The organism is Peribacillus sp. Hz7 (assembly GCF_042136355.1).
Lineage (GTDB): Bacteria > Bacillota > Bacilli > Bacillales > DSM-1321 > Peribacillus > Peribacillus asahii_A.
In genome coordinates this window covers 390,509-411,512 of the sequence record NZ_JBHHJV010000001.1, presented here as the reverse complement: position 1 = coordinate 411,512, position 21,004 = coordinate 390,509, and the positions used below count along the sequence as shown (strand labels likewise).

Annotated in this window: 21 protein-coding genes; 1 reads left to right on the top strand and 20 read right to left on the bottom strand. The window is 40.4% G+C overall.

Annotation, left to right across the window (positions count from 1 at the left end; all coding sequences use genetic code 11):
* Nucleotides 1-20 precede the first annotated feature (20 nt).
* The 4 genes from fapR to ACE199_RS01960 form a co-directional block, all read right to left on the bottom strand.
* The gene (fapR, locus tag ACE199_RS01975) at nt 21-581 is read right to left on the bottom strand and encodes a transcription factor FapR (protein ID WP_375348358.1); all 561 of its coding nucleotides are present in this window, start codon (nt 579-581) and stop codon (nt 21-23) included.
* 106 nt (nt 582-687) lie between these two features.
* Complete coding sequence (gene recG, locus ACE199_RS01970) at nt 688-2,763, bottom strand: ATP-dependent DNA helicase RecG (protein WP_375348356.1); 2,076 nt, start codon at nt 2,761-2,763, stop codon at nt 688-690.
* A gap of 148 nt (nt 2,764-2,911) precedes the next feature.
* Nucleotides 2,912-4,582 carry a DAK2 domain-containing protein gene (locus ACE199_RS01965; RefSeq protein ID WP_375348355.1) on the bottom strand — a complete coding sequence of 557 codons (1,671 nt, stop codon included), beginning with the start codon at nt 4,580-4,582 and terminating at the stop codon, nt 2,912-2,914.
* Between the two features lie 17 nt (nt 4,583-4,599).
* Complete coding sequence (locus ACE199_RS01960) at nt 4,600-4,962, bottom strand: Asp23/Gls24 family envelope stress response protein (protein WP_127759750.1); 363 nt, start codon at nt 4,960-4,962, stop codon at nt 4,600-4,602.
* A 248-nt stretch (nt 4,963-5,210) separates the two neighbouring features.
* Between ACE199_RS01960 and rpmB the strand changes: the two genes are divergently transcribed.
* On the top strand, nt 5,211-5,399 hold the full coding sequence (gene rpmB / locus ACE199_RS01955) for a 50S ribosomal protein L28 (protein WP_028392895.1): 189 nt from the start codon (nt 5,211-5,213) through the stop codon (nt 5,397-5,399).
* 233 nt (nt 5,400-5,632) lie between these two features.
* Here rpmB and spoVM read toward each other — a convergent pair whose 3' ends face one another.
* The 16 genes from spoVM to ACE199_RS01875 all read right to left on the bottom strand — a co-directional run bounded on the left by spoVM (nt 5,633) and on the right by ACE199_RS01875 (nt 20,922).
* Complete coding sequence (gene spoVM / locus ACE199_RS01950) at nt 5,633-5,713, bottom strand: stage V sporulation protein SpoVM (protein WP_119116607.1); 81 nt, start codon at nt 5,711-5,713, stop codon at nt 5,633-5,635.
* 115 nt (nt 5,714-5,828) lie between these two features.
* A complete protein-coding gene (locus tag ACE199_RS01945; protein ID WP_375348354.1) occupies nt 5,829-6,482 on the bottom strand; it encodes a thiamine diphosphokinase in 654 nt (217 codons plus the stop codon).
* Between the two features lie 65 nt (nt 6,483-6,547).
* Entirely contained in the window at nt 6,548-7,198 is a 651-nt protein-coding gene (gene rpe / locus ACE199_RS01940) for a ribulose-phosphate 3-epimerase (RefSeq protein ID WP_375348353.1), read from the bottom strand.
* Between the two features lie 3 nt (nt 7,199-7,201).
* Nucleotides 7,202-8,083 carry a ribosome small subunit-dependent GTPase A gene (rsgA, locus tag ACE199_RS01935; RefSeq protein WP_252283270.1) on the bottom strand — a complete coding sequence of 294 codons (882 nt, stop codon included), beginning with the start codon at nt 8,081-8,083 and terminating at the stop codon, nt 7,202-7,204.
* A 26-nt stretch (nt 8,084-8,109) separates the two neighbouring features.
* Complete coding sequence (pknB, locus tag ACE199_RS01930) at nt 8,110-10,116, bottom strand: Stk1 family PASTA domain-containing Ser/Thr kinase (protein ID WP_375348352.1); 2,007 nt, start codon at nt 10,114-10,116, stop codon at nt 8,110-8,112.
* 5 nt (nt 10,117-10,121) lie between these two features.
* A complete protein-coding gene (locus ACE199_RS01925; RefSeq protein ID WP_375348350.1) occupies nt 10,122-10,871 on the bottom strand; it encodes a Stp1/IreP family PP2C-type Ser/Thr phosphatase in 750 nt (249 codons plus the stop codon).
* Nucleotides 10,872-10,877: 6 nt separating this feature from the next.
* Entirely contained in the window at nt 10,878-11,972 is a 1,095-nt protein-coding gene (gene rlmN, locus ACE199_RS01920) for a dual-specificity RNA methyltransferase RlmN (RefSeq protein ID WP_252283267.1), read from the bottom strand.
* Nucleotides 11,969-13,321 (bottom strand): 16S rRNA (cytosine(967)-C(5))-methyltransferase RsmB, encoded by a 1,353-nt coding sequence (gene rsmB, locus ACE199_RS01915; RefSeq protein WP_375348348.1) that lies wholly within the window; start codon nt 13,319-13,321, stop codon nt 11,969-11,971. The genes rlmN and rsmB overlap by 4 nt, the downstream gene beginning before the upstream one ends.
* Nucleotides 13,321-14,268 carry a methionyl-tRNA formyltransferase gene (gene fmt, locus ACE199_RS01910; RefSeq protein WP_375348347.1) on the bottom strand — a complete coding sequence of 316 codons (948 nt, stop codon included), beginning with the start codon at nt 14,266-14,268 and terminating at the stop codon, nt 13,321-13,323. Before fmt ends, rsmB begins: the two co-directional genes overlap by 1 nt.
* On the bottom strand, nt 14,265-14,750 hold the full coding sequence (def, locus tag ACE199_RS01905) for a peptide deformylase (RefSeq protein WP_127759741.1): 486 nt from the start codon (nt 14,748-14,750) through the stop codon (nt 14,265-14,267). The genes fmt and def overlap by 4 nt, the downstream gene beginning before the upstream one ends.
* Nucleotides 14,751-15,010: 260 nt before the next feature.
* Nucleotides 15,011-17,422, bottom strand: coding sequence for a primosomal protein N' (gene priA / locus ACE199_RS01900; protein WP_375348346.1), 2,412 nt, complete (start codon nt 17,420-17,422; stop codon nt 15,011-15,013).
* 8 nt (nt 17,423-17,430) lie between these two features.
* Nucleotides 17,431-18,639 (bottom strand): bifunctional phosphopantothenoylcysteine decarboxylase/phosphopantothenate--cysteine ligase CoaBC, encoded by a 1,209-nt coding sequence (gene coaBC, locus ACE199_RS01895; RefSeq protein ID WP_375348345.1) that lies wholly within the window; start codon nt 18,637-18,639, stop codon nt 17,431-17,433.
* 254 nt (nt 18,640-18,893) lie between these two features.
* Nucleotides 18,894-19,100 (bottom strand): DNA-directed RNA polymerase subunit omega, encoded by a 207-nt coding sequence (gene rpoZ / locus ACE199_RS01890; RefSeq protein ID WP_127759738.1) that lies wholly within the window; start codon nt 19,098-19,100, stop codon nt 18,894-18,896.
* Nucleotides 19,101-19,103: 3 nt separating this feature from the next.
* Nucleotides 19,104-19,718: a guanylate kinase gene (gene gmk / locus ACE199_RS01885; RefSeq protein ID WP_375348344.1), complete on the bottom strand. Its 615-nt coding sequence runs from the start codon at nt 19,716-19,718 to the stop codon at nt 19,104-19,106.
* 10 nt (nt 19,719-19,728) lie between these two features.
* Nucleotides 19,729-19,992: an extracellular matrix/biofilm regulator RemA gene (remA, locus tag ACE199_RS01880; RefSeq protein WP_034313813.1), complete on the bottom strand. Its 264-nt coding sequence runs from the start codon at nt 19,990-19,992 to the stop codon at nt 19,729-19,731.
* Between the two features lie 54 nt (nt 19,993-20,046).
* Nucleotides 20,047-20,922: a YicC/YloC family endoribonuclease gene (locus tag ACE199_RS01875; protein ID WP_375348343.1), complete on the bottom strand. Its 876-nt coding sequence runs from the start codon at nt 20,920-20,922 to the stop codon at nt 20,047-20,049.
* Nucleotides 20,923-21,004: the final 82 nt, after the last annotated feature.

Genomic DNA, 21,004 nt, shown 5'->3' with positions numbered 1-21,004 from the left:
TTTATTCATCCTCCCGCTCATTATGAGCGATACATTTCAAATTCACCTTTAAACACTAGTTCTGTTCCAACGAAGCTACGCACTTCCACAACGGTACGGTGGTCAGTAACGTGCTCAAAAGTTTTCACTCTTGCTTTTGCAATCACACGTTCATGCTCCTTTACAGAACGTGTAAAGGAAATAGCTGCTTTCGCTGTCAGAGCTAGTTCATCATTAATAACTGCTACAGCAAGCGAGTTCGCTTGCGCAAACAAATGATGCCCTCTTGCAATTCCATTTCGGCTAAAAACATGTTCTTTTTTAATGTCTAATATCGAAATAGCGCTTTCATCTAAGTTAATATCGATTACTTCTCCAATGACTTCATCCAAAGGTAACGCTCGTACTTCATCCGTGAATCTTTTTTCAGCGACGTTTTTAATACGTTCACGAAGCTCTGGAATTGATAATTCAAGACGATCAAGCCGTATCGTTTGGACGCTCACAGAGAACTGATTAGCCAGCTCTTCATCCGTGATAAAAGGGTTTCCTTCTATCGTTTCGACTAATAATTGCTGGCGTTCCTTCTTGTTTCTTCTCATATCGAAGGTCACCATCCAAAGTATTAAGACTAGGTACTAATAGTAGTATATAAGTTAAACTAGCAGAATGCAAGAAAACTCGTAATCTGCTAGTTATTTTTTAAAATTAATCCAACTTCTCCCCATCTAACACACCTGTTTGTTCCAAATATGTGCGCAGCGGCAAATATTCCGGCATGTTCCAAAAGCTCTGTGAAGCTATTAATTTTGCCGCATCATCGCGCGCCACTTCGAGCGTACGATAATCATGAACCATATCCGCTACCTTAAATTCTGGTAACCCGCTTTGTTTTTTGCCAAAAAAGTCGCCAGGGCCGCGCAATTCTAAATCTTTTTCTGAAAGAACGAAACCATCATTTGTTTCGGTCATAATTTTCATCCGCTCTTTACCTACTTCTGTTTTCGGATCTGCTAGCAAAATACAATAAGACTGATCGCTTCCTCGTCCAACTCGACCTCGCAGCTGATGAAGCTGCGAAAGCCCGAAGCGCTCGGCATCATAAATGACCATAACCGTTGCATTCGGCACATTCACCCCAACCTCTACAACGGTAGTCGATACTAGAATTTGTGCCTCATTCATGCTAAACTGCCTCATGACTTCTTCTTTTTCATCCGCAGGTAAGCGTCCATGCATTAAGCCGACCTTATAGCGGCCTGAATAGTACTGCGAAAGCATCGCATGAACATCTAACACATTTTGCAGCGAATCTAATTTTTCTGACTCCTCCACTAATGGACAAATAACATACGCTTGACGTCCTTTACGCAGCTCTTTTTCAATAAACAAAAGAATACGATCCACCATTTGATGTTTAGCCCAATAGGTTTCAATCGTTTTTCGGCCGGCAGGAAGCTCATCAATGATCGACACATCCATTTCCCCAAAAACCGTAATCGCAAGCGTTCTTGGAATCGGTGTAGCTGTCATAAATAAAACGTCAGGATTCGCTCCTTTTTCCCGTAAAATACGACGTTGCTCCACTCCGAAGCGATGCTGCTCATCCGTAATCACTAAACCGAGCTTACGAAAATTCACTTCATCTTGAATAAGAGCATGTGTCCCGATTAACACATCGATTTCACCTTCTGCAAGCAGCTGCAATAGCTCCCGACGCTTCTTCCCTTTAACAGAACTCGTCAACAGAGCTGTTTTCACTCCAACAGGTTCAAGCATGAGTGAAAGAGAATGAGCATGCTGTTCTGCCAATATTTCAGTCGGCACCATTAAAGCGCCTTGAAAGCCCGCAGAGACAGTGGCAAACAAACTAATAGCCGCAACAACCGTCTTCCCTGAACCAACATCCCCTTGAAGCAAACGATTCATCCGAAACGGCGACTTCATATCATCCAATATTTCGCAAACGACACGCTGCTGTGCATTTGTTAATGGAAACGGCAAAGTCCGAGTAAACTCCTCTACACTCTCTTTATTATAGGTTTGTCCAATCCCTTTTGATTGCTCTCGTTGGACTTTTCTGAGCGCTTGCATTTTCAATTGAAAAAATAAAAACTCTTCATAAACAAAGCGGCGGCGTGCCTGCTTCACATCATTTGCGGATGGCGGAAAATGCATCGTTTGCAAAGCTTCTTTCCGCGGCATCAATTTATACCTAGTTAATAATTGGGGGGGTAAATTATCTTCAATAAAAGAACCATACTGCGCAAACGCATTCTTCATCAAACGCCGCATTCCCTTTACCGTTAAACTGCCTCGAACAGAATAAACAGGCTCAAATTCTTTCTCTAATTGATATGGACCAATATGGCATTCTGAACCTGTAATCGTTTGACGATGACGGTCCCATTTACCTGTAACCGTTACCGTTACACCCATTTCTAACTTGCTTTTTAAATAGGGCTGATTAAAAAAAATGACCGTAATTAAATAGCGGCCTGTTAGCACTTTAAGCGTTAGACGCGACTTCTTCTTTCCAAAATAACTAACGAGCGGCGCGCTATGAATTGTCCCCTCAATTGTCACCCGCTCATCATGTTCAACAGCTTCTAAATCCTTTAGTCGATAATCTTCATAGCGATAAGGTAAATGCTCTAATAGATCGATAACGGTATCAATCTCCATCTCATGTAACAAAGCGGCCGTATCCGTACCTATTCCCTTTATCGCAGTAACAGGCTGTAATAAATTGTTCATCGCTTCACTTGCAGCCTCCTGAAACATTCTCACTTCTCCTCTCCGCAACAACGATTGCTTGATTGTTTCTTTCATCCTCGAAAAATAAACTGCATAGCCTAATGACTTATGCAGTTTATTGCTGATTCACAGCTTATACACGACCAATCGAATCCATACATTCAATTGGATCTTTTTATTCAATTGAGAAAATAAACGCATATAAAGGTTGCTGTCCATTATGGACTTCTACTTCAACGTCTTCAAATGTTTCTTCACAAAAGGCAACAAGTGCTTCTACTTCTTCATTTGTTGCGTCTTCTCCATGAAGAATCGTTAAAATTTCCGACTCTTCATCAATCATCTCTGCTAACAAATCTTTTGCAACTTGAAGCTTTTCTTTTCCTTTGACTTTAATTTTCCCTTCGTCCAGACCCATGAAGTCGCCATTTTCAATCGTTAAGCCATCGATTTGCGTATCGCGAACAGCATAGGTAATCTGCCCTGTCTTCACATGAGAAAGGGCTTCTTTCATAACCGCTTCATTCTCTTCTGCAGAAAGAGCTGGATTAAACGCAAGTAACGCCGCCATTCCTTGCGGGACTGTTTTAGATGGGATAACAATAACTTGTTCCTCTAACACAGCTGCAGCTTGCTCAGCTGCCATAATAATATTTTTATTATTCGGAAGGATGATAATCGTTTCTGCATGAACAGCTTGTACCGCCTTAACGATATCCTCTGTGCTCGGATTCATTGTTTGGCCACCTTCAATAACCTGCTTGGCACCAATGCTTTTAAATAATTCACTAATTCCGGCACCCATCGCAACCGATACAACACCATATTGTTCTTTTTCCTTTGGCGCTGTTTGTAACGGCGTTGTCGTTTCATTGACAATCGCTGTATGCTGTTCACGCATATTATCAATTTTCACCTTTATTAAGCTGCCGTACTGTTGACCATAGTTTAAGCAAGTTCCCGGTTGTTCCGAATGAATATGTACTTTCACAATTTCTTCATCAGAAATAACAAGTAAAGAATCTCCGTACTCACTTAAATCTTGACGAAAGGACTCTTCGTCAAAAGGATGATTGGCTACTTTTCCCGCCTCTAATCGCAACATAAATTCTGTACAGTAACCAAATACGATATCTTCCGTATTCATGTGCCCTTGTACATTCATATGGTGCTCCGCATTTACCAGCTCATCCATACTTGGAATATTGGCCGAACGAGTTGGAAGAGCTTCTCCCTTTAACTCCGCAAGAAAGCCTTCATATACAAACACTAAACCTTGACCGCCGCTATCTACTACACCTACTTCTTTTAAAACCGGTAATAAATCTGGCGTACGATTTAGCGATGCATTTGCTTCTGCCACAATTTCTTCCATCACAAGAACGATATCACGATGCTTTTTAGCAGAAACAACCGCTTGCTTAGCTGCATCTTTAGCAACCGTTAAAATTGTTCCTTCAACAGGTTTCATGACCGCTTTGTATGCCGTTTGAACACCCGCTTCAAATGCTTGAGCAAATTCTTCGCTCGTAATCGCTGCTTTATGTTCAATCGCTTTTGAGAAGCCGCGGAATAACTGTGATAAAATAACACCGGAGTTCCCACGCGCTCCCATCAGCAAGCCTTTCGATAACGCAGCTCCTACTTTACCAATATGCTCTTGCACATTGTTCTGTACTTCCTTCGCTCCAGAAGTCATAGATAAATTCATATTCGTTCCTGTATCTCCATCTGGAACAGGGAAAACGTTTAATGCATCGACCATTTGAGCATGAGCTGCCAGCTGATTAGCCCCTTGAATGATCATTTCTGCAAAACGCTTTCCGTCTAAACTCGTAATTGACACAAAATTTCCTCCTATACTTAAGCGTTCGTTACACGAACTCCTTGCACAAAAATATTAACAGAATCAACAGCAAGTCCGACTGTTTGATCCAGAGTATATTTCACCTTCGATTGCACATTATGAGCAATTTCTGAAATTTTCGTTCCATAACTAACAATAATAAACATATCAATGTGAACTTCTTCGTTTTCTTGACGAACGATAACGCCTTTAGCGAAATTCTCTCTTCGTAAAATTTCAGCAATACCGTCTTTAAATTGTTTTTTGGAAGCCATCCCGACAATTCCGTAGCAATCAACAGCCGCTCCGCCAGCTACAGTAGCAATTACATCCATAGAGATATCAATTTGTCCATATTTCGTTTGTAGTTCGATAGACATTTTCTTTACCCTCCCAAAAAATCGCATTAACTATTTAACATTCTACTATAATAGCCCTTGTTTTAAAAGTCATAGCCATCCTATTTTATTATAAATGATTCTTCTCAACTATATGTCAAGGTATTTTTCTTGAAAGTAATAAACTACAGTATTGCATTCTCACGGCATGTATGATAAATTATTAAGGTATTTCAAAAGACTTAAGATAGTTTTGAACTTAAGCAAGAGTAGTTAGGAGGGAATTAAACATGGCACGTCAATGTGTAATCACTGGAAGAAAAACTCGTTCTGGTAACAAACGCTCTCACGCAATGAACGCAAACAAGCGTACATGGGGCGCTAACCTTCAAAAAGTACGTATTTTAGTTGACGGTAAACCTAAACGTGTATACGTTTCTGCAAGAGCTCTTAAATCAGGCAAAGTAGAACGCGTATAATGTTAACGGCATCCTCCCCAGGGTGCCTTTTTATTTTGAAAAGCGAAACAGGCTTGGTCAGCTCGTGAAGCAGATAGGAATGGACACAAAAGGCGCAGTTTGCCTTTTAGGGGCCATTATCTTCTGCACAGCAAGCTAGCCGGTAGAGCTAGACATAAAGCGAAACAGGCTTGGTCAGCTCGTTATATAAAAAACAACACCCAATTGACTGGGTGTTATCATTTATTTGTTGTTTATCCTTTTTTAAGTGCTCCAAGCATCGCCTTCACTAAACCACCAAGGACCTTAGGCAATTTAATCGTATAAAATTTCATTATGCCCCTCCTCTTATATCTCCACACCTATTTCGTGGAATGTTCTATCACGAGATAAGCTTTTTAACAGATTATGCACAGAAGGTGAATTCCGAATCTGTCTCCAGCATAAATTTTAATCATTGCTTCTTACCATCATTATTATGCCTTTTTCAAATGAAACATTCCCATATTCAGAAATTAGTTCATTGCTAATACAAAGCGTGGACCCTCTCGTTAATCGTGCTTGATGCAGCGGATATTTAAATCCTGTTAGCGTAATACCTGTTACTTCCTTCGTCACAGACAAAAGAGAAAAATATTTCTTCTTTGAATCGTATTGAATATCGTATGTCCCAGGCTTTTTTATAGTAACACTGTTTTTCTCATCAATGATGTATATGTCCGTTTCATCTAAACATTGTAAAACAGTCTCTTGTTGAAGCAGTTGAATATTTCCAAGAAAATGGTCAATTCGCCCTCCCGTCGCCCCAAAAATATAAATATTCTTTGGTTTTTGACGAATGGCCCAGTTAAGCGCAAGCTCAAGATCTGTTTCATCTTTCTCCGAAGGAAACAGCGATACTTCTAGCAATTGAGCTTGCATCATTTGAAGCTCGTCCTTCGTCACCGAATCAAAATCTCCTACTGAAAGATGAGGAGTAATCCCCTGCTCTAATAACGCCAATACTCCGCGATCAACGCCGACCCACAGATTCGCTGTTTGTTTATACATCTGTAAGTTGGGCCAATACTGACTTGGCCCTCCAGCCATAATACAAATATTCATATAACTCCTCCATACCTCTACAGAAAAAAGCCGCTCAAGTATTGAGTCGGCTTCCTTCCATACAATTAATCATTACCGCGAATTTTTCTGATTGCCTCAGCTCGGTCTTCTTGGTTATAAATAGCAGAGCCTGCCACTAATACATTAGCACCTTGTTCTATGCATAGTTTGGCCGTTTCTTCATTTACACCACCATCAATTTCAATCTCCAAATCTGGATTGAATTGATCAGCCAATGCCTTTACTTCAGCGATTTTTGGTAACACAGAATGAATGAACTTCTGTCCCCCAAAGCCTGGATTTACCGTCATTAACAGCACCATGTCTACATCTTCAATAATATGTTGAATCTGAACAACAGGTGTCGCCGGGTTCAACACAACGCCTGCTTTCACACCGAAAGACTTAATTAATTGAATTGTACGATGTAAATGCGGGCATGCTTCGACGTGGACAGTAATATAATCCGCACCTGCTCTCGCAAATGCTTCAATATACTGATCAGGATTTTCAATCATTAAATGTACATCAAGCGGAAGCTTCGTAACTGGTCGAATTGCCTCTACAATCAACGGACCAATTGTAATATTAGGAACAAAATGTCCGTCCATAACATCGACATGAATATAATCCGCACCACCGCGTTCTACGTCTAAAACCTCTTCTCCTAATTTTGCAAAATTAGCTGACAATATAGATGGAGCAATTTTAACCATCGTTCAATACCTCGGCTTTCTCTCTCTAATTTCTTCTAAAAATTGTTTATAATGTTCATAACGGTAAACAGGAACTTCTCCTGCTTCGACCGCTGCTTTCACAGCACAGCGAGGCTCCTTATCATGCAAGCAACCTCGGAATTTGCAATTCTCACTTAACTCATAAAACTCAGGAAAACAATACGTAAGCCGTTCAGCTTCCATTTCGATAAAATCCAGCGAACTAAACCCTGGTGTATCCGCAACAAGACCCGAGCCAATATGAATAAGCTCAACATGCCTAGTTGTATGTTTGCCGCGACCTAAGTGAGATGAAATGTCATTCGTCTTTAAATCTAGTTTAGGGTTAATCGCATTTAATATTGAGGATTTACCGACACCCGATTGCCCGGCAAACACACTCGTTTTTCCATCCACAAACGGAAGCAGATCATCGATTCCTACTTCAGTGACAGAAGACGTAATCATCACAGGATACCCTAATTTTTTATAATTGCTTACGTACTCATCCAACTGAGCTCGCTTCTCTTGAGGAACTAAGTCAATTTTACTCACAACAATAATCGGATCAATCTCATTATCCTCAATCAATACAAGGAAGCGATCTAACAGCGCTGGACTAAAATCTGGTTCCACTGCCGAAAAAACGAGAATCGCTTGATCCACATTCGCAATCGGCGGGCGAACCAATTCGTTTTTTCGCGGTTTTACTTCTAACACGTAGCCATCTGTTTTATTTTCGGCTTGATAGACGACATAATCGCCGACAAGGGGCGTGACTTTATTTTTGCGAAATACGCCTCTGCCGCGACATTGAATCACTTCTTCACCGTCTAACACATAATAAAACCCGCTAAGTGCTTTAATAATTTTTCCTTCGGGCATAGCTCCACTCCTTCTGCTAAACTTTCTTAATCGGAATACTGTACCTCTTCATCTATAATTACTTGATCATCCCGCATAACTTTATACCTAGCAGGTTTATCAATTGAAACCGTGAAATCAATCGTTCGTTTCTCATCACGAGTAAGATAAAACGAGTCAAACGGTTCATCCATCGTTCTTGTTAAATCTTCAACGTAAATTTGAACAGACTGAGCCACCCCCATAACATCAGGCTTATATTCAATCGTAATTTCTTTTGTAACCGTTTTTGGTGGTACTTCTTCTTTTCCTTTTGATAATACAACTTTGACTGTGCTTCCGTTATCAATCGAAGAATGAGCAGCAGGGGACTGCGAAATAACTTGTCCTTCCGGCACAGACTGATGATATTCTTCCTTCTCCACTTCTATTATCAAACCGCTATCTTGCGCATAGTCTTTTAGACCTGCCTCACTATAGCCTGTTAAATCTTTCAGTAAAATTTGTTCGCTTCCTTTACTAACAGTAAATTCAATAACTGTATCCTCAGGTAAAACTTCCGTATTGGCCACTGGATTTTGTGAAATAATCGTTCCAGAAGCAATATCAGCATGGTACTCCTCTGTCACGACGATATCTTTAAATTCCATTTTTTCTAATTGCTTTTCTATGTCTTCTATGTTTTCCCCTTCATAATCAGAAAGAACGATCGTTTCTTGACCGATACTTTGATAAATGTCAATTTTCGCGCCTTCTTTTACTTTCTTACCTTCCTTTGGATTCGTTTTAATAACATGATCTTCAGGAATTTCTGAGTCTTCTAATTCAATAATTTTGCCTGGCACTAAACCTATATGCTGCAATTCCGTAATCGCATCCTCTAACTCTTTTCCTTGCAAGTCGGGAATCGCTACTTCCTTTGTTCCTAGCAAAGATGGGAACACTACAATAATCAAGATTGTCAAAAATAATAGCGTTAAAAAAGATGCCACTAAAATAACCGGCCCCTTTTTCCGCTTTGTTTTTTCTTGTTCAGGTTGTTTAGCAGGCTTATTGTGGTTTGCTTTATCGCTGGCAATGGTCGATTCATCATGGTCGGAAACAGGCTTATTTTTCTCTGGTCCTCTAACGATTGTCTCATCGATGCTGTCTAGATAATCATTGGTAATAATCGGAATTGCCTTTGTGGCCTCTTCATCTTGCGGGATGAAAAAGGGAGCTTCATTCTCCCTGCCCGGATCAAGCGCTGTACGAATATCCTCCCCCATCGCTTCAACACTTTCATAACGATAATAGCTGTCTTTCGCTGTTGCCTTTAAAATAATATTTTCTACACTTTGCGGAATGTCGGCATTCCATCGCTTCGGTGACGGCGTTTCAGACTGTAAATGTTTCAGCGCGATAGAGACAGCGGATTCTCCTGAGAATGGCAATCTTCCTGTCAACAACTCAAACATCACAATGCCAAGCGAATAAATGTCCGATTTCTTATTGGCCATCCCCCCTCGCGCTTGTTCAGGGGATAAGTAATGAACAGAACCGAGCACCGCATTTGTTTGCGTAATATTTGTAGCACTTAATGCCATCGCAATACCGAAATCCGTGATTTTAACAGTCCCTTCATGGTCAATGAGAATGTTTTGCGGTTTAATATCACGATGAATAATTCCGTTATGATGCGCGTGAGATATGGCAGCTGTAATTTGCTTCATAATATCTAAAGCTGTTTCAATAGGAATAGGAGAATTTTTTTGTATGTATTGTTTCAATGTCATTCCTTCGACATATTCCATTACGATATAATAGATATCGCCTTCTTCACCGACATCATAGATGCTGACAATATTAGAATGAGCAAGACTCGTTGCCGATTGTGCTTCACGATTAAAGCGCTTAATGAATTCTTCATCATTATTAAAATCCATGCGCAAGATTTTCAGTGCCACATCGCGATCTAAAATCATGTCCCGAGCCAAATACACATTTGCCATGCCGCCGCCGCCAACCATTTTTAGCAGCTTATAGCGGTCATTAATTCTTTTACCAACCAGCATCAGACTCACCTCACTACACTTTCATCATAAAATTGAACGAGTACGAGGGTAATATTATCTTCGCCACCATACTGATTTGCTAAATCAATAAAGGCCGTTGCTTTTTCTTCTAGTGAATGTTCATTTTTCACAATATTGCACATTTCTTGTTCGCTTACTTTATTAGACAAACCATCCGAACAGAGCAGCAGAATATCTTCTTCTTCAAACATGACCGTTACAATATCCATTTCTACTTTTAATTCCGTACCTAATGCCCGCAATAAAACATTTTTCCGCGGGTGGTGTTCCGCATCTTCCTTCGTAATTTGACCAGTACGAACGAGTTCATTGACGAGAGAATGATCTTCTGTTACTTGTTTAAACCCACTTTCATTATGCAAATAACAGCGACTATCACCGATGTTGGCAACCGATGCAAATTTGTCTGTACAGATAGCTGCAACAATAGTTGTTCCCATTCCTTGGCATTCGTTATTCTCCGCAGCATGTTGAAAAAGAACTTCATTTACCTTCGTAATATTTTCTCTCAACCACGCTTCCGCTTCATTCGCTGTCTCGATAGCGCCTGCTTCATCCCAGCTTTTCTTTAACAAATCAACGGTCATCGTGCTTGCCACATCCCCAGCACGATGACCGCCCATACCATCGGCTACGATGGCAAGGCGAATCCCTGTGGAATTGATAAAAACTCCACCATTATCTTCATTGTGTTGACGTACTTTACCGCGATCTGTTCTATAAATTGTCCGCATATCGAGTCACCTCGTCTCTTCTTTTCGCTCCTTGGCCCGAAGCTGACCACAAGCCGCATCAATGTCATGACCTTGCTCTCTTCGAATCGTTACATTAATACCACGTTTCTTCAATGTTTTTTCAAATGCAAAAATTTGTTCACGAGGTGTTCTCACATAGTTACGTTCTGGTACGTAATTAACAGGAATTAAGTTTACATGGCACTTGATTCCTTTAATAAGTGCAGCGAGTTCTTCCGCATGCTCCACTGTATCGTTTTCTCCACCGAATAAACCATACTCAAAGCTAACACGACGCCCAGTCTTTTCTGTATAATACTTAATAGCTTCAATTAAATCAGGCAGTTTATACGCACGGTTGATCGGCATTAATTTACTGCGCAGTTCCGTATTTGGTGCATGAAGCGAAACAGCAAAATTAATTTGTAGAGGTTCTTCAGCAAATTGATAAATTTTTGGGATAATGCCGCTTGTTGAAACCGTAATATGACGTGCTCCAATATTCAAGCCTTTTTCATGATTAATGTTTCGTAAAAAGGACATCATGTTGTCATAATTATCAAATGGTTCCCCGATTCCCATAATGACAAGGGAACTCACCCGCTCGTCAACTTCATCCAATGCTTGCTGTACTTTTACAACTTGAGCGACAATTTCTCCCGCCTCTAAGTTACGCTTTAACCCACCAAGTGTAGAAGCGCAAAACGTACAACCGATTCGGCATCCGACTTGCGTTGTAACACAAATAGAATTTCCGTAATCATGGCGCATTAGTACCGTTTCAATCGAATAGCCATCATGAAGCTCAAATAAAAACTTCATCGTACCATCACTAGATGTTTGTTGAATTAATGTATTCAGCGTCGTAAATGTAAACTGTTCTTCTAATTTATCACGCAGCTGTTTTGATAGGTTTGTCATTTCAGCAAACCCTTTTACACGCTTTTTGTATAACCAATCATAAATTTGTTCACCACGAAAAGCTTTATCACCGTTCTCAACAGCCCATTCTTTCAGCTGCTGAATTTCTAACGAATAAATCGATGGCTTTTCTGGCTTCGTATCTTTTTTCACTCTTGTTGACTTTGTAATCTCTGTCATGCTTGTACCTTCTTTCTAAAGCTTGCAATAAAAAATCCATCACTTTCAAAATATTGAGGGAATACTTGAAGTCTATGCCCCTGCACATAAGGCACAATCGCCTCAGGCATTCTTTCTTTTAAACCTAGATCGCTTTCAAATTCCGGATGACTCTCCAAAAAGGCAGCTGCTACTCGATCATTCTCCTCGCGATCGACCGTACATGTACTATAAATCAAGCGCCCACCTTGCTTCACTAAAGGTGCCGCTGCATCTAACAACTTTTGTTGAATAGAAGAGAGTTTTATTATATCATCTTTTGTTTTCGTATACTTCACATCGGGTTTACGGCGCATGACTCCCAGGCCCGAACATGGTGCATCGACAAGAATACGGTCAAATCCTTCTTTGTTAAATAAGTCTTGAACATGCCGGCTATCCGCAGCTTGTGTTTTAACATTTCGAAGCCCTAAACGCTCTGCTTGATCTTTAATCAGCTTTACTTTATGCTCATGCAAATCTAAAGCATACACTTGTCCAGTCGTTAATCCTTCGGCAATATGTGTTGTTTTTCCTCCAGGTGCTGCACAGCAATCGAGAACCGCATCATTTCCACTTGCGCCTAAAGCATGGGCAACGAGCATCGAGCTTTCATCTTGAATCGATAAGTATCCTAATTTATAACTTTCAGAATGAGCTAAGTTCCCGCGATAACAAATAATCGCTTCCGGCAAAATATCGCTCGCTTCAACATCGTAGCCTTCTTCAATTAAAATACTCACAAGCTCACTGCGGGAAATTTTCTTTACATTCACCCGTGCCGTTTGCAAAGGAGCTGTTAAATTGACTTCACACATATCTTCGGTTTTTTCAAAGCCAAATTGCTCAATCCAACGCTTTACAAGCCAAATTGGGTGACTCGTCCTAATCGCTAAACGTTCGCTTTCATCTTCAATTTCCTCAAAAGAAGCAACACCATTTCGTTGAATATTGCGAAGTACACCATTAACCATCGATGTCGTTCCTTTATGGCCTCGTTTTTTCGCAATTTCTACTGCCTCAAACAAAATCGCATGATCCGGCACTTTATCTAAGTAAACCATTTGATAAACAGACATGCGGAGTAAATTGATTACCCAAGACTGTGTTTTTTTCGGGTTTTTAATATACGGTTTTAGAAAATAATCTAACGTCATCTTTCGTTGAATCGTTCCGTAACTAATTTCCGTTAACAACCCGCTGTCTGCGCTGGAAAGCTGGTATTTATTAATCACATTATTTAACATCAAGTTGCTATACGCTTGATTTTTCTCTACTGACTCGAGAATATCAAGGGCAATGTCTCGCACACCCTTTTTCGTTTGCTTCATTATTCTTCTCCTACCTTCATACCTGCTTTAATAAATGCCCCAGCACCGCGTAAATAATCTTTTGCCAGCATTTTTTTCTTACCTGAAGGCTGAAGCTCGGTAATGAGAATAGCGGTTTCGTTACCTGTTGCAACAACAACCCCTTCTTCACAAACATCGATGATGGTTCCCGGAGCGGATTCTTTCATGCCTGGAAGCTTTTTTGCTTGCCATACTTTTAAGACGTTGCCTTCCAATAGTGTATACGCTACAGGCCACGGATTTAAGCCGCGCACATGGTTATAAATTTCTTGTCCTGTTCTTGTCCAATCAATTCTTTCATCGGACCGTTTAATATTCGAAGCAAAAGTTGCTTTCGCTTCATCCTGCTTAATGGGAGTAAGTTCTCCGTTTATTAGTTTTGGCAAAGTTTCCGCTAATAAATCTGACCCCACTTGACTTAGCTTATCATGAAGTGTTCCAACATTATCTTCTTCTTCAATGACAACCTCTGCCTGTGTTAAAATATCTCCCGCATCCAGCTTTTCAGCCATATACATAATCGTAATACCTGTTTTTTCTTTTCCTTGCAAAATTGAATAATGAATCGGTGCCCCGCCGCGCAGCTCTGGTAAAAGAGAAGCATGGACATTAATACAGCCAAACTTTGGCGCTTCCAACAGTTCATTCGGCAAAATCTGTCCAAAAGCCGCTGTCACAACTAAGTCAGGTTTTAGAACCAAAATCTCAGCTAAATCTGCTTCATTGCGAATTTTTTCTGGTTGATATACTGGGATACCGTACTTCTCCGCCTCTACTTTTACAGGTGGAGGCGTTAATACTTTCTTCCGTCCAACCGGTCGATCTGGCTGCGTTACAACCGCTATTACTTCATAGCCTTCATCCATAATTCGCTTTAAAACAGGTACCGAAAAATCCGGCGTCCCCATAAAAATAATCTTTGTCATTGTTCCTCAAACCCTTCTAGCTCTTCTGCTGTTATATAGCGAGAAATTTTACTTGTAAATAAAACGCCGTGCAAATGATCAATTTCATGTTGAATGGCGCGCGCTAAAAAATCTTCCGCTTCAAGCTCATAATATTCTCCACGTCGATTTTGTGCCCGAATCTTTACACGATATGGACGTGTTACTTCGCCGTATACATCCGGAAAACTTAAGCACCCTTCAATCCCGGTTTGTTCTCCATCTGCTTCTAAAATTTCTGGATTGATCATTTCAATGACACCGGATTCCTCATCTATTTCCACGACAGCAATTTGTTTTTTCACACCAACTTGCGGAGCAGCGAGCCCTACTCCATCTGCTTCGACCATCGTTTCATACATATTATTTAACAGCTTAGCCAAATTTTTATCAAAACTTGTGACTTTTGCACATTTTTGTTTCAAAATTTTTTCCGGAAACATTACAATTGGTAAAATCGTCAAAAAATTAAACCTCCTATTAGAAAAGCGCAAGGCGCCTGCTTATCGGCGACAAGCATAAGACAAGCGCTGACAAAAGGCGTTCTTTGCCTTTCGAAGTGATTGACTTATGCCCTCGAGCCGATGGCGCCTGAAGCTAGACACCAAAACATATTGAAAATTTTATACTGTCCTAGCGCAGGGCACGCGAAGCGATATCCCCTTACTCGTTTTACAATCATTTTATTTAAAAACGCGAGCGCTACTAGCAGCTCGCGACTGGACTACATCATAATTTGTGGATTTAAATCAATCGAAATGGTCAAATGATGTTGTATAGATTCTTGTTGATAATGCTCTAAAATCGTGTGTAAATGATGATGTAATTGCGGCTCCCGCTTGTATTTTATCAGACATTGATAGCGATATCTATTGTTGATTCGACTAAGCGGTGAAGCAACTGGGCCGAGAATAATAGAATGCGGACTTAACTGCATTCTTAAATAGTGTGTAATCTTTTCTGTCGTCGCCACCGTTTTCATAACATCTTCATGTGATACAGTAATAAGAACAAGATAGAAATAAGGCGGATAATGACTTTGCCTCCGGATCAACATCTCTCGTTCATAAAACGAATCATAATGTTGAAGAGCAGCCAGCTCAATACTATAATGCTCAGGTGTATATGTTTGAATCACTACTTCTCCAGGAAGATCGTGCCGTCCAGCTCGTCCGCTCACTTGCGTTAAAAGCTGAAACGTTTTCTCTGAAGAACGAAAGTCTGGTAAATGCAACATTGTATCTGCTGATAAAACTCCGACAAGCGTAATATTAGGAAAATCAAGACCTTTTGCGATCATTTGCGTACCAAGTAAAATATCAGCCTTGCCTTCTCCAAAAGCATTCAACAATCGTTCATGCGATCCCTTCTTGCTTGTCGTATCCACATCCATACGAATAACGCGTGCTTCAGGGAGTATCTTCGCTAGTTCTTCCTCTACTTTTTGCGTTCCTGTTCCAAAAAAGCGAATATGTTCACTTTCACATTCTGGACAAACATTTGGCATGCCCTCTTCATGACCGCAATAATGACATTTCATTATATCATTAAAGCGATGATAGGTGAGAGAAATATCACAGTTTGGACAATGAATCACATAGCCGCAGCTGCGGCACATAACAAAGGATGAGTGTCCTCGTTTATTTAACATCAAAACAGTCTGTTCCCTTTTTTCAAGACGGTCTGTTAATTTCGTTAACAGCATTTCTGAAAACATCGAGCGATTTCCATTGCGAAGTTCCTCGCGCATATCGATGATTTCAACAGCTGGAAGTGCACTTTCATTCATACGCCGACTCATCGTTAGTAACTTATATACCCCTTTTTGAGCGCGGGCAAACGATTCTAATGTAGGTGTCGCACTGCCGAGAATAACCGGACAGCGATGTGATTTAGCTCGCTCAATCGCGACATCACGGGCATGGTAGCGCGGTGTCTCTTCTTGTTTATAGCTTGCTTCATGTTCTTCATCGATAATAATTAAACCAAGATGTTCAAAGGGCGCAAAGATGGCCGATCGTGCCCCGACGACCACTTTCACTTCTTTACGATGAATTTTACGCCACTCATCATACTTCTCTCCGATTGACAAACCGCTATGCATCACAGCGACCTGCTCACCAAATCGTTCTTTAAAACGTTTGACCGTTTGCGGTGTTAACGAAATTTCCGGAACAAGCATAATCGCTTCCTCACCCTTTTCAATAACGGAAGCAATGGCTTGAAGATAGACTTCCGTTTTCCCGCTCCCTGTTACTCCATATAGAAGAAACACCTCATGTTCTTTGTTCCTAATATTTTCTTGAATCGGGTGCAGTGCTAAAGCTTGCTCAGTCGTTAACGACAGCGGCTCTGACCGTTCAAAGATTCGATTTTCATACGGATTACGATATACTTCCTGATGTTCTTCAGCGAGCAGCTGCTTCTTGACTAATGCTTTGACCGTCCCGTTCGATGCATGAGTTACTTCAAGCAGCTCTTTTAACGAAATAGGTTCAGGATGCGCACAGAAATATTGTAAAACCTCACGCTGTTTTTTCGCATTTCCGGTAAAAGTGAGTGCAATTTCCGCAAGCTTTTCCCCTGTATGTAATGGGCGAATCACTTTGATTGTTTTTTTATTTAATTTATTCTTCACATAATAAACAAGCTCAAGATGCCCCTGTTGTACTTCCTTTTGAAAAAGAGCTCCATGTTCGCCTTCAATGACTTCCTTCCAAGTGATGGAAGAACGATGTCCCATTGCAGCAAGAACAATAGGAGACAACTTACCCTTTTTTTCTTCGATTATATTAAGGACTTTTTCATATTTTGCTTTCATCGCTGCTGGGAGCATTGCTTGTAAAGCGGTGATTTTAAAACACATCGCTTCCCGTGTCATCCAATTGGCAAGCTGCAGCAATTCCTTATTTAAGACCGGTTCTAAATCCATCGGCTCTTTCATATTACGCAACTTATTCCACTCACTATGCTCTTTCAATCCGACCACAAATCCTTGTACCATTCTCGGGCCAAACGGGACAATTACGCGCATGCCCGGTTGAATGATGTTTATCCATTTGTCAGGAATTCGATAATCAAATTCACGGTCGGTTTGCTTTGCGGGAACATCCACAATAACTGTTGCAATGTTCATACTTTCCATCAATCCTTTTGTAACATCGAAGCTGCTTCAGTTAAAATTCGTTTTGCTGTCTCTGTTTTTGTCAGCATTGGCAAGTTGATAGCACTGCCATCTCGTTTAAACATCGTTACAATATTCGTATCTGTTCCAAAGCCAGCTCCTGCTGTCGTTACATTATTGGCTACAATCATATCTGCATTCTTTTTCTCAAGCTTTCCACGTGCATATTCTTCTACTGCGTTCGTTTCAGCAGCAAACCCAATAATAAGTTGATGAGTTTTCTTCATTCCCAACTCTTGAAGAATATCTTTTGTTCGTTCTAACTCAATTACATTGTCTCCCGGTTGTTTTTTCATTTTATGTGTATGATAAACTTTTGGCTTATAATCCGCTACAGCAGCTGTACCAATAACAATATCCGCATCGTCATAAAATGGCCAGACCGCATCATACATCTCTGCTGCTGATTCAACTTGTACAACATGAGCTTTAGCAGGTGGTGTTAAATGAACTGGGCCTGAAATAAGCGTCACTTCCGCACCTAGTTTAATCGCTTCTTCTGCCAAAGCATACCCCATTTTCCCACTCGAATGATTCGTTAAAAAGCGAACGGGATCAATCGCTTCCCGCGTCGGTCCTGCCGTAATTAAACATTTCCTCCCACGAAGCGGTAATGGTTGATCCTTCTCATCAAAAAAACGCTGCAAATGCTGAACAATCGTCTCAGGTTCTTCAAGGCGCCCTTTACCAACATAACCACACGCTAAATAGCCTTCTCCTGGTTCAATAAACTGATAGCCGAAAGATCGTAATGTGTCCATATTTTTTTGGACAGCAGGATGGGCATACATATGTACATTCATCGCTGGAGCAACCCAAACTGGTGCTTCAGTAGCTAAAAGTGTTGTCGTAATCATATCATCAGCAATACCGTTAGCAAGCTTCCCAATCACATTCGCTGTCGCTGGAGCAAGCAGAATAAGATCCGGCCAGTCTGCTAAATCAATATGAGCAATAACAGCTGAATCCTTTTCATCAAACGTATCGGTATAGACATCATGTCGTGATAGCGCTTGAAATGTAAGCGGAGTCACAAATTGACGAGCTGAATCACTCATGATTACCTTCACCGAAGCTCCCGCTTGTGTCAATTTACTTGTTAAAGCTGCTGCCTTATATACAGCAATACCACCTGTTACACAAAGAAGAATCTTTTTATCGATAAGCATAGAATTTCCCCCTAGCTTGAACATTGTTTATTTTATTATAATCCAAATGGATACAAAACGAATATGACTTTACCTTTTGAAACGACTATCATTCAAACATCTATTCCAATAGAATAAGATCATGCGGACATCCCCTGCTCCTGCACAAAAAGAAAAGGTCTGACAACGTTTGCAGAGCGAGATACGGTAGATAAACTACCGAGCCTCATTGCTTTACGGAGTCAGACCCGAAAAGGTCAAGCAAATGCAATTACTTACTTTTCTTCATATTGATTCGTATAAGTTAATTTCCCAGAATAAATTTCCTCTAGCGCACGACCAACAGATTTATGAGAAACAGGCTTTTCAATTTGGCAATCTTCCTTAATTTGCATTTCACGAGCACGCTTAGCGGCAACAGAAACAAGTGAGTATTTAGAATCAATTTTAAGTAATAAAGAATCAATTGGTGGATATAACATAATTTATTCAGCCTCCAGCATTTTTTTATAACGAGCTTCTACTCTTTCACGTCGACAATGTTCAGCAACAATAATGCAGTTTACTTTTTCACATGCTTTTTCTACAGAATCATTTTCAACGACATAATCATATAAGCTCATAAGTTCAATTTCCTCTTTTGCCACTTTCATTCGGCGTTGAATCACCTCTTCCGTGTCCGTTCCACGATTCACGATGCGGTTCTCAAGTTCTGAAAGACTTGGCGGCGCCAGAAAAATAAACAAGCCATCTGGGAATTTTTCCCGAACTTGCTTTGCTCCTTCTACTTCAATTTCTAGGAAAATATCCTTTCCTGCCTCAATTGTCTCTCGTACATAATCAACAGGTGTACCATAGTAGTTGCCTACAAACTCAGCATGCTCGAGCAATTTCCCTTGCTCAATGAGCGCTTCAAACTCTTCCCGCGTTTTAAAGAAATAATCAATCCCGTCAACTTCTCCTTCACGTGGAAGACGAGTCGTCATCGAAATAGAATACTCAAACGATTTATCAGGCTCTGAGAAAATAGCCTTTCGAACCGTTCCCTTTCCAACACCAGATGGCCCAGATAATACAATCAATAACCCTTTTTCTTTCATAATATATCCTTTACCCCTCTTCTACGCTGTCATCACGATCTTGAAGACGTGCAGCAACTGTTTCCGGCTGAACAGCTGATAAGATAACGTGATCACTATCTGTTATAATTACAGCTCTTGTTCTTCTTCCGTATGTAGCATCTATTAATGAACCGCGATCGCGGGCATCCTGAATAATTCTTTTAATTGGAGCCGATTCCGGACTCACGATTGAGACAATACGATTTGCAGAAACAATATTTCCAAAACCGATATTTATGAGCTTGATCGACATTATTGTCCTCCATCCCTCTTCTATTGTCACCTTGAAGCTTCAATCATAAACAACCTATTCAATATTTTGAACTTGTTCTTTCATCTTTTCTAATAAGCTTTTCATTTCAACAACTTCCTTTGTAATAAGAGAGTCATTTCCCTTTGAACCAATCGTGTTCACTTCTCGGTTCATCTCTTGTACAAGAAAATCAAGCTTACGACCAATCGGATCTTTTTGCTTCAATGTTTCTGCGAATTGTAATAAGTGACTTTCTAATCTAGTTAACTCTTCGTTAATGTCACACTTATCCGCAAAAATGGCTGCTTCTGTAACAAGTCGACTTTCTTCAATCAACCCATCCGTTAACTCGTTTAACTTCATCGCTAGCCTGTCTTTATAAGTACGAACAACCGAAGGAGCATATTGTTTCACATGTTGTGCAATAGCTGCTACCTTTTCCTTATGTGTTTCTAAGTCATAAGCTAGCTCTTGGCCTTCCTGAATGCGCATACGTTTTACATCTTCTAACGCGCTCGTTAATGCTTGCAGTAGGAGCCATTCCACTTCATCATTTTCTGCGGGCACTTCTTCTACTGAAAAAACCGTTTCAAGTCTCAGTAAATCTTGTAACGTGACTTGTGATTTTAACTTATACTTTTCTTGTACTGTATCTATGAGTGAAACAAATTGATCCGCAATATCCCAATCGAACTTCAGCTCCTTAGCAACAAGGCCTTCCCCTTCGACTGTAATAAAAATTTCTCCTCGTCCACGCCGAATATATTCATTTGCTTTCTTCTTTACTTTATCTTCTAAGAATAAAAGCTGTCGTGGCATTCGAATATTGTATTCACAAAAGCGATGATTCACCGTTTTAATTTCAACAGTTACCCTTACATGATCATTCTCTGCCTTACCTCGTCCATAGCCTGTCATACTAATAACCATGGTTTCACTTCCTATCAAACATAATGTACGGTCATTATATGTATTGGAAAAAAATAAAAAGGTAATAGAGAACACTCTACTA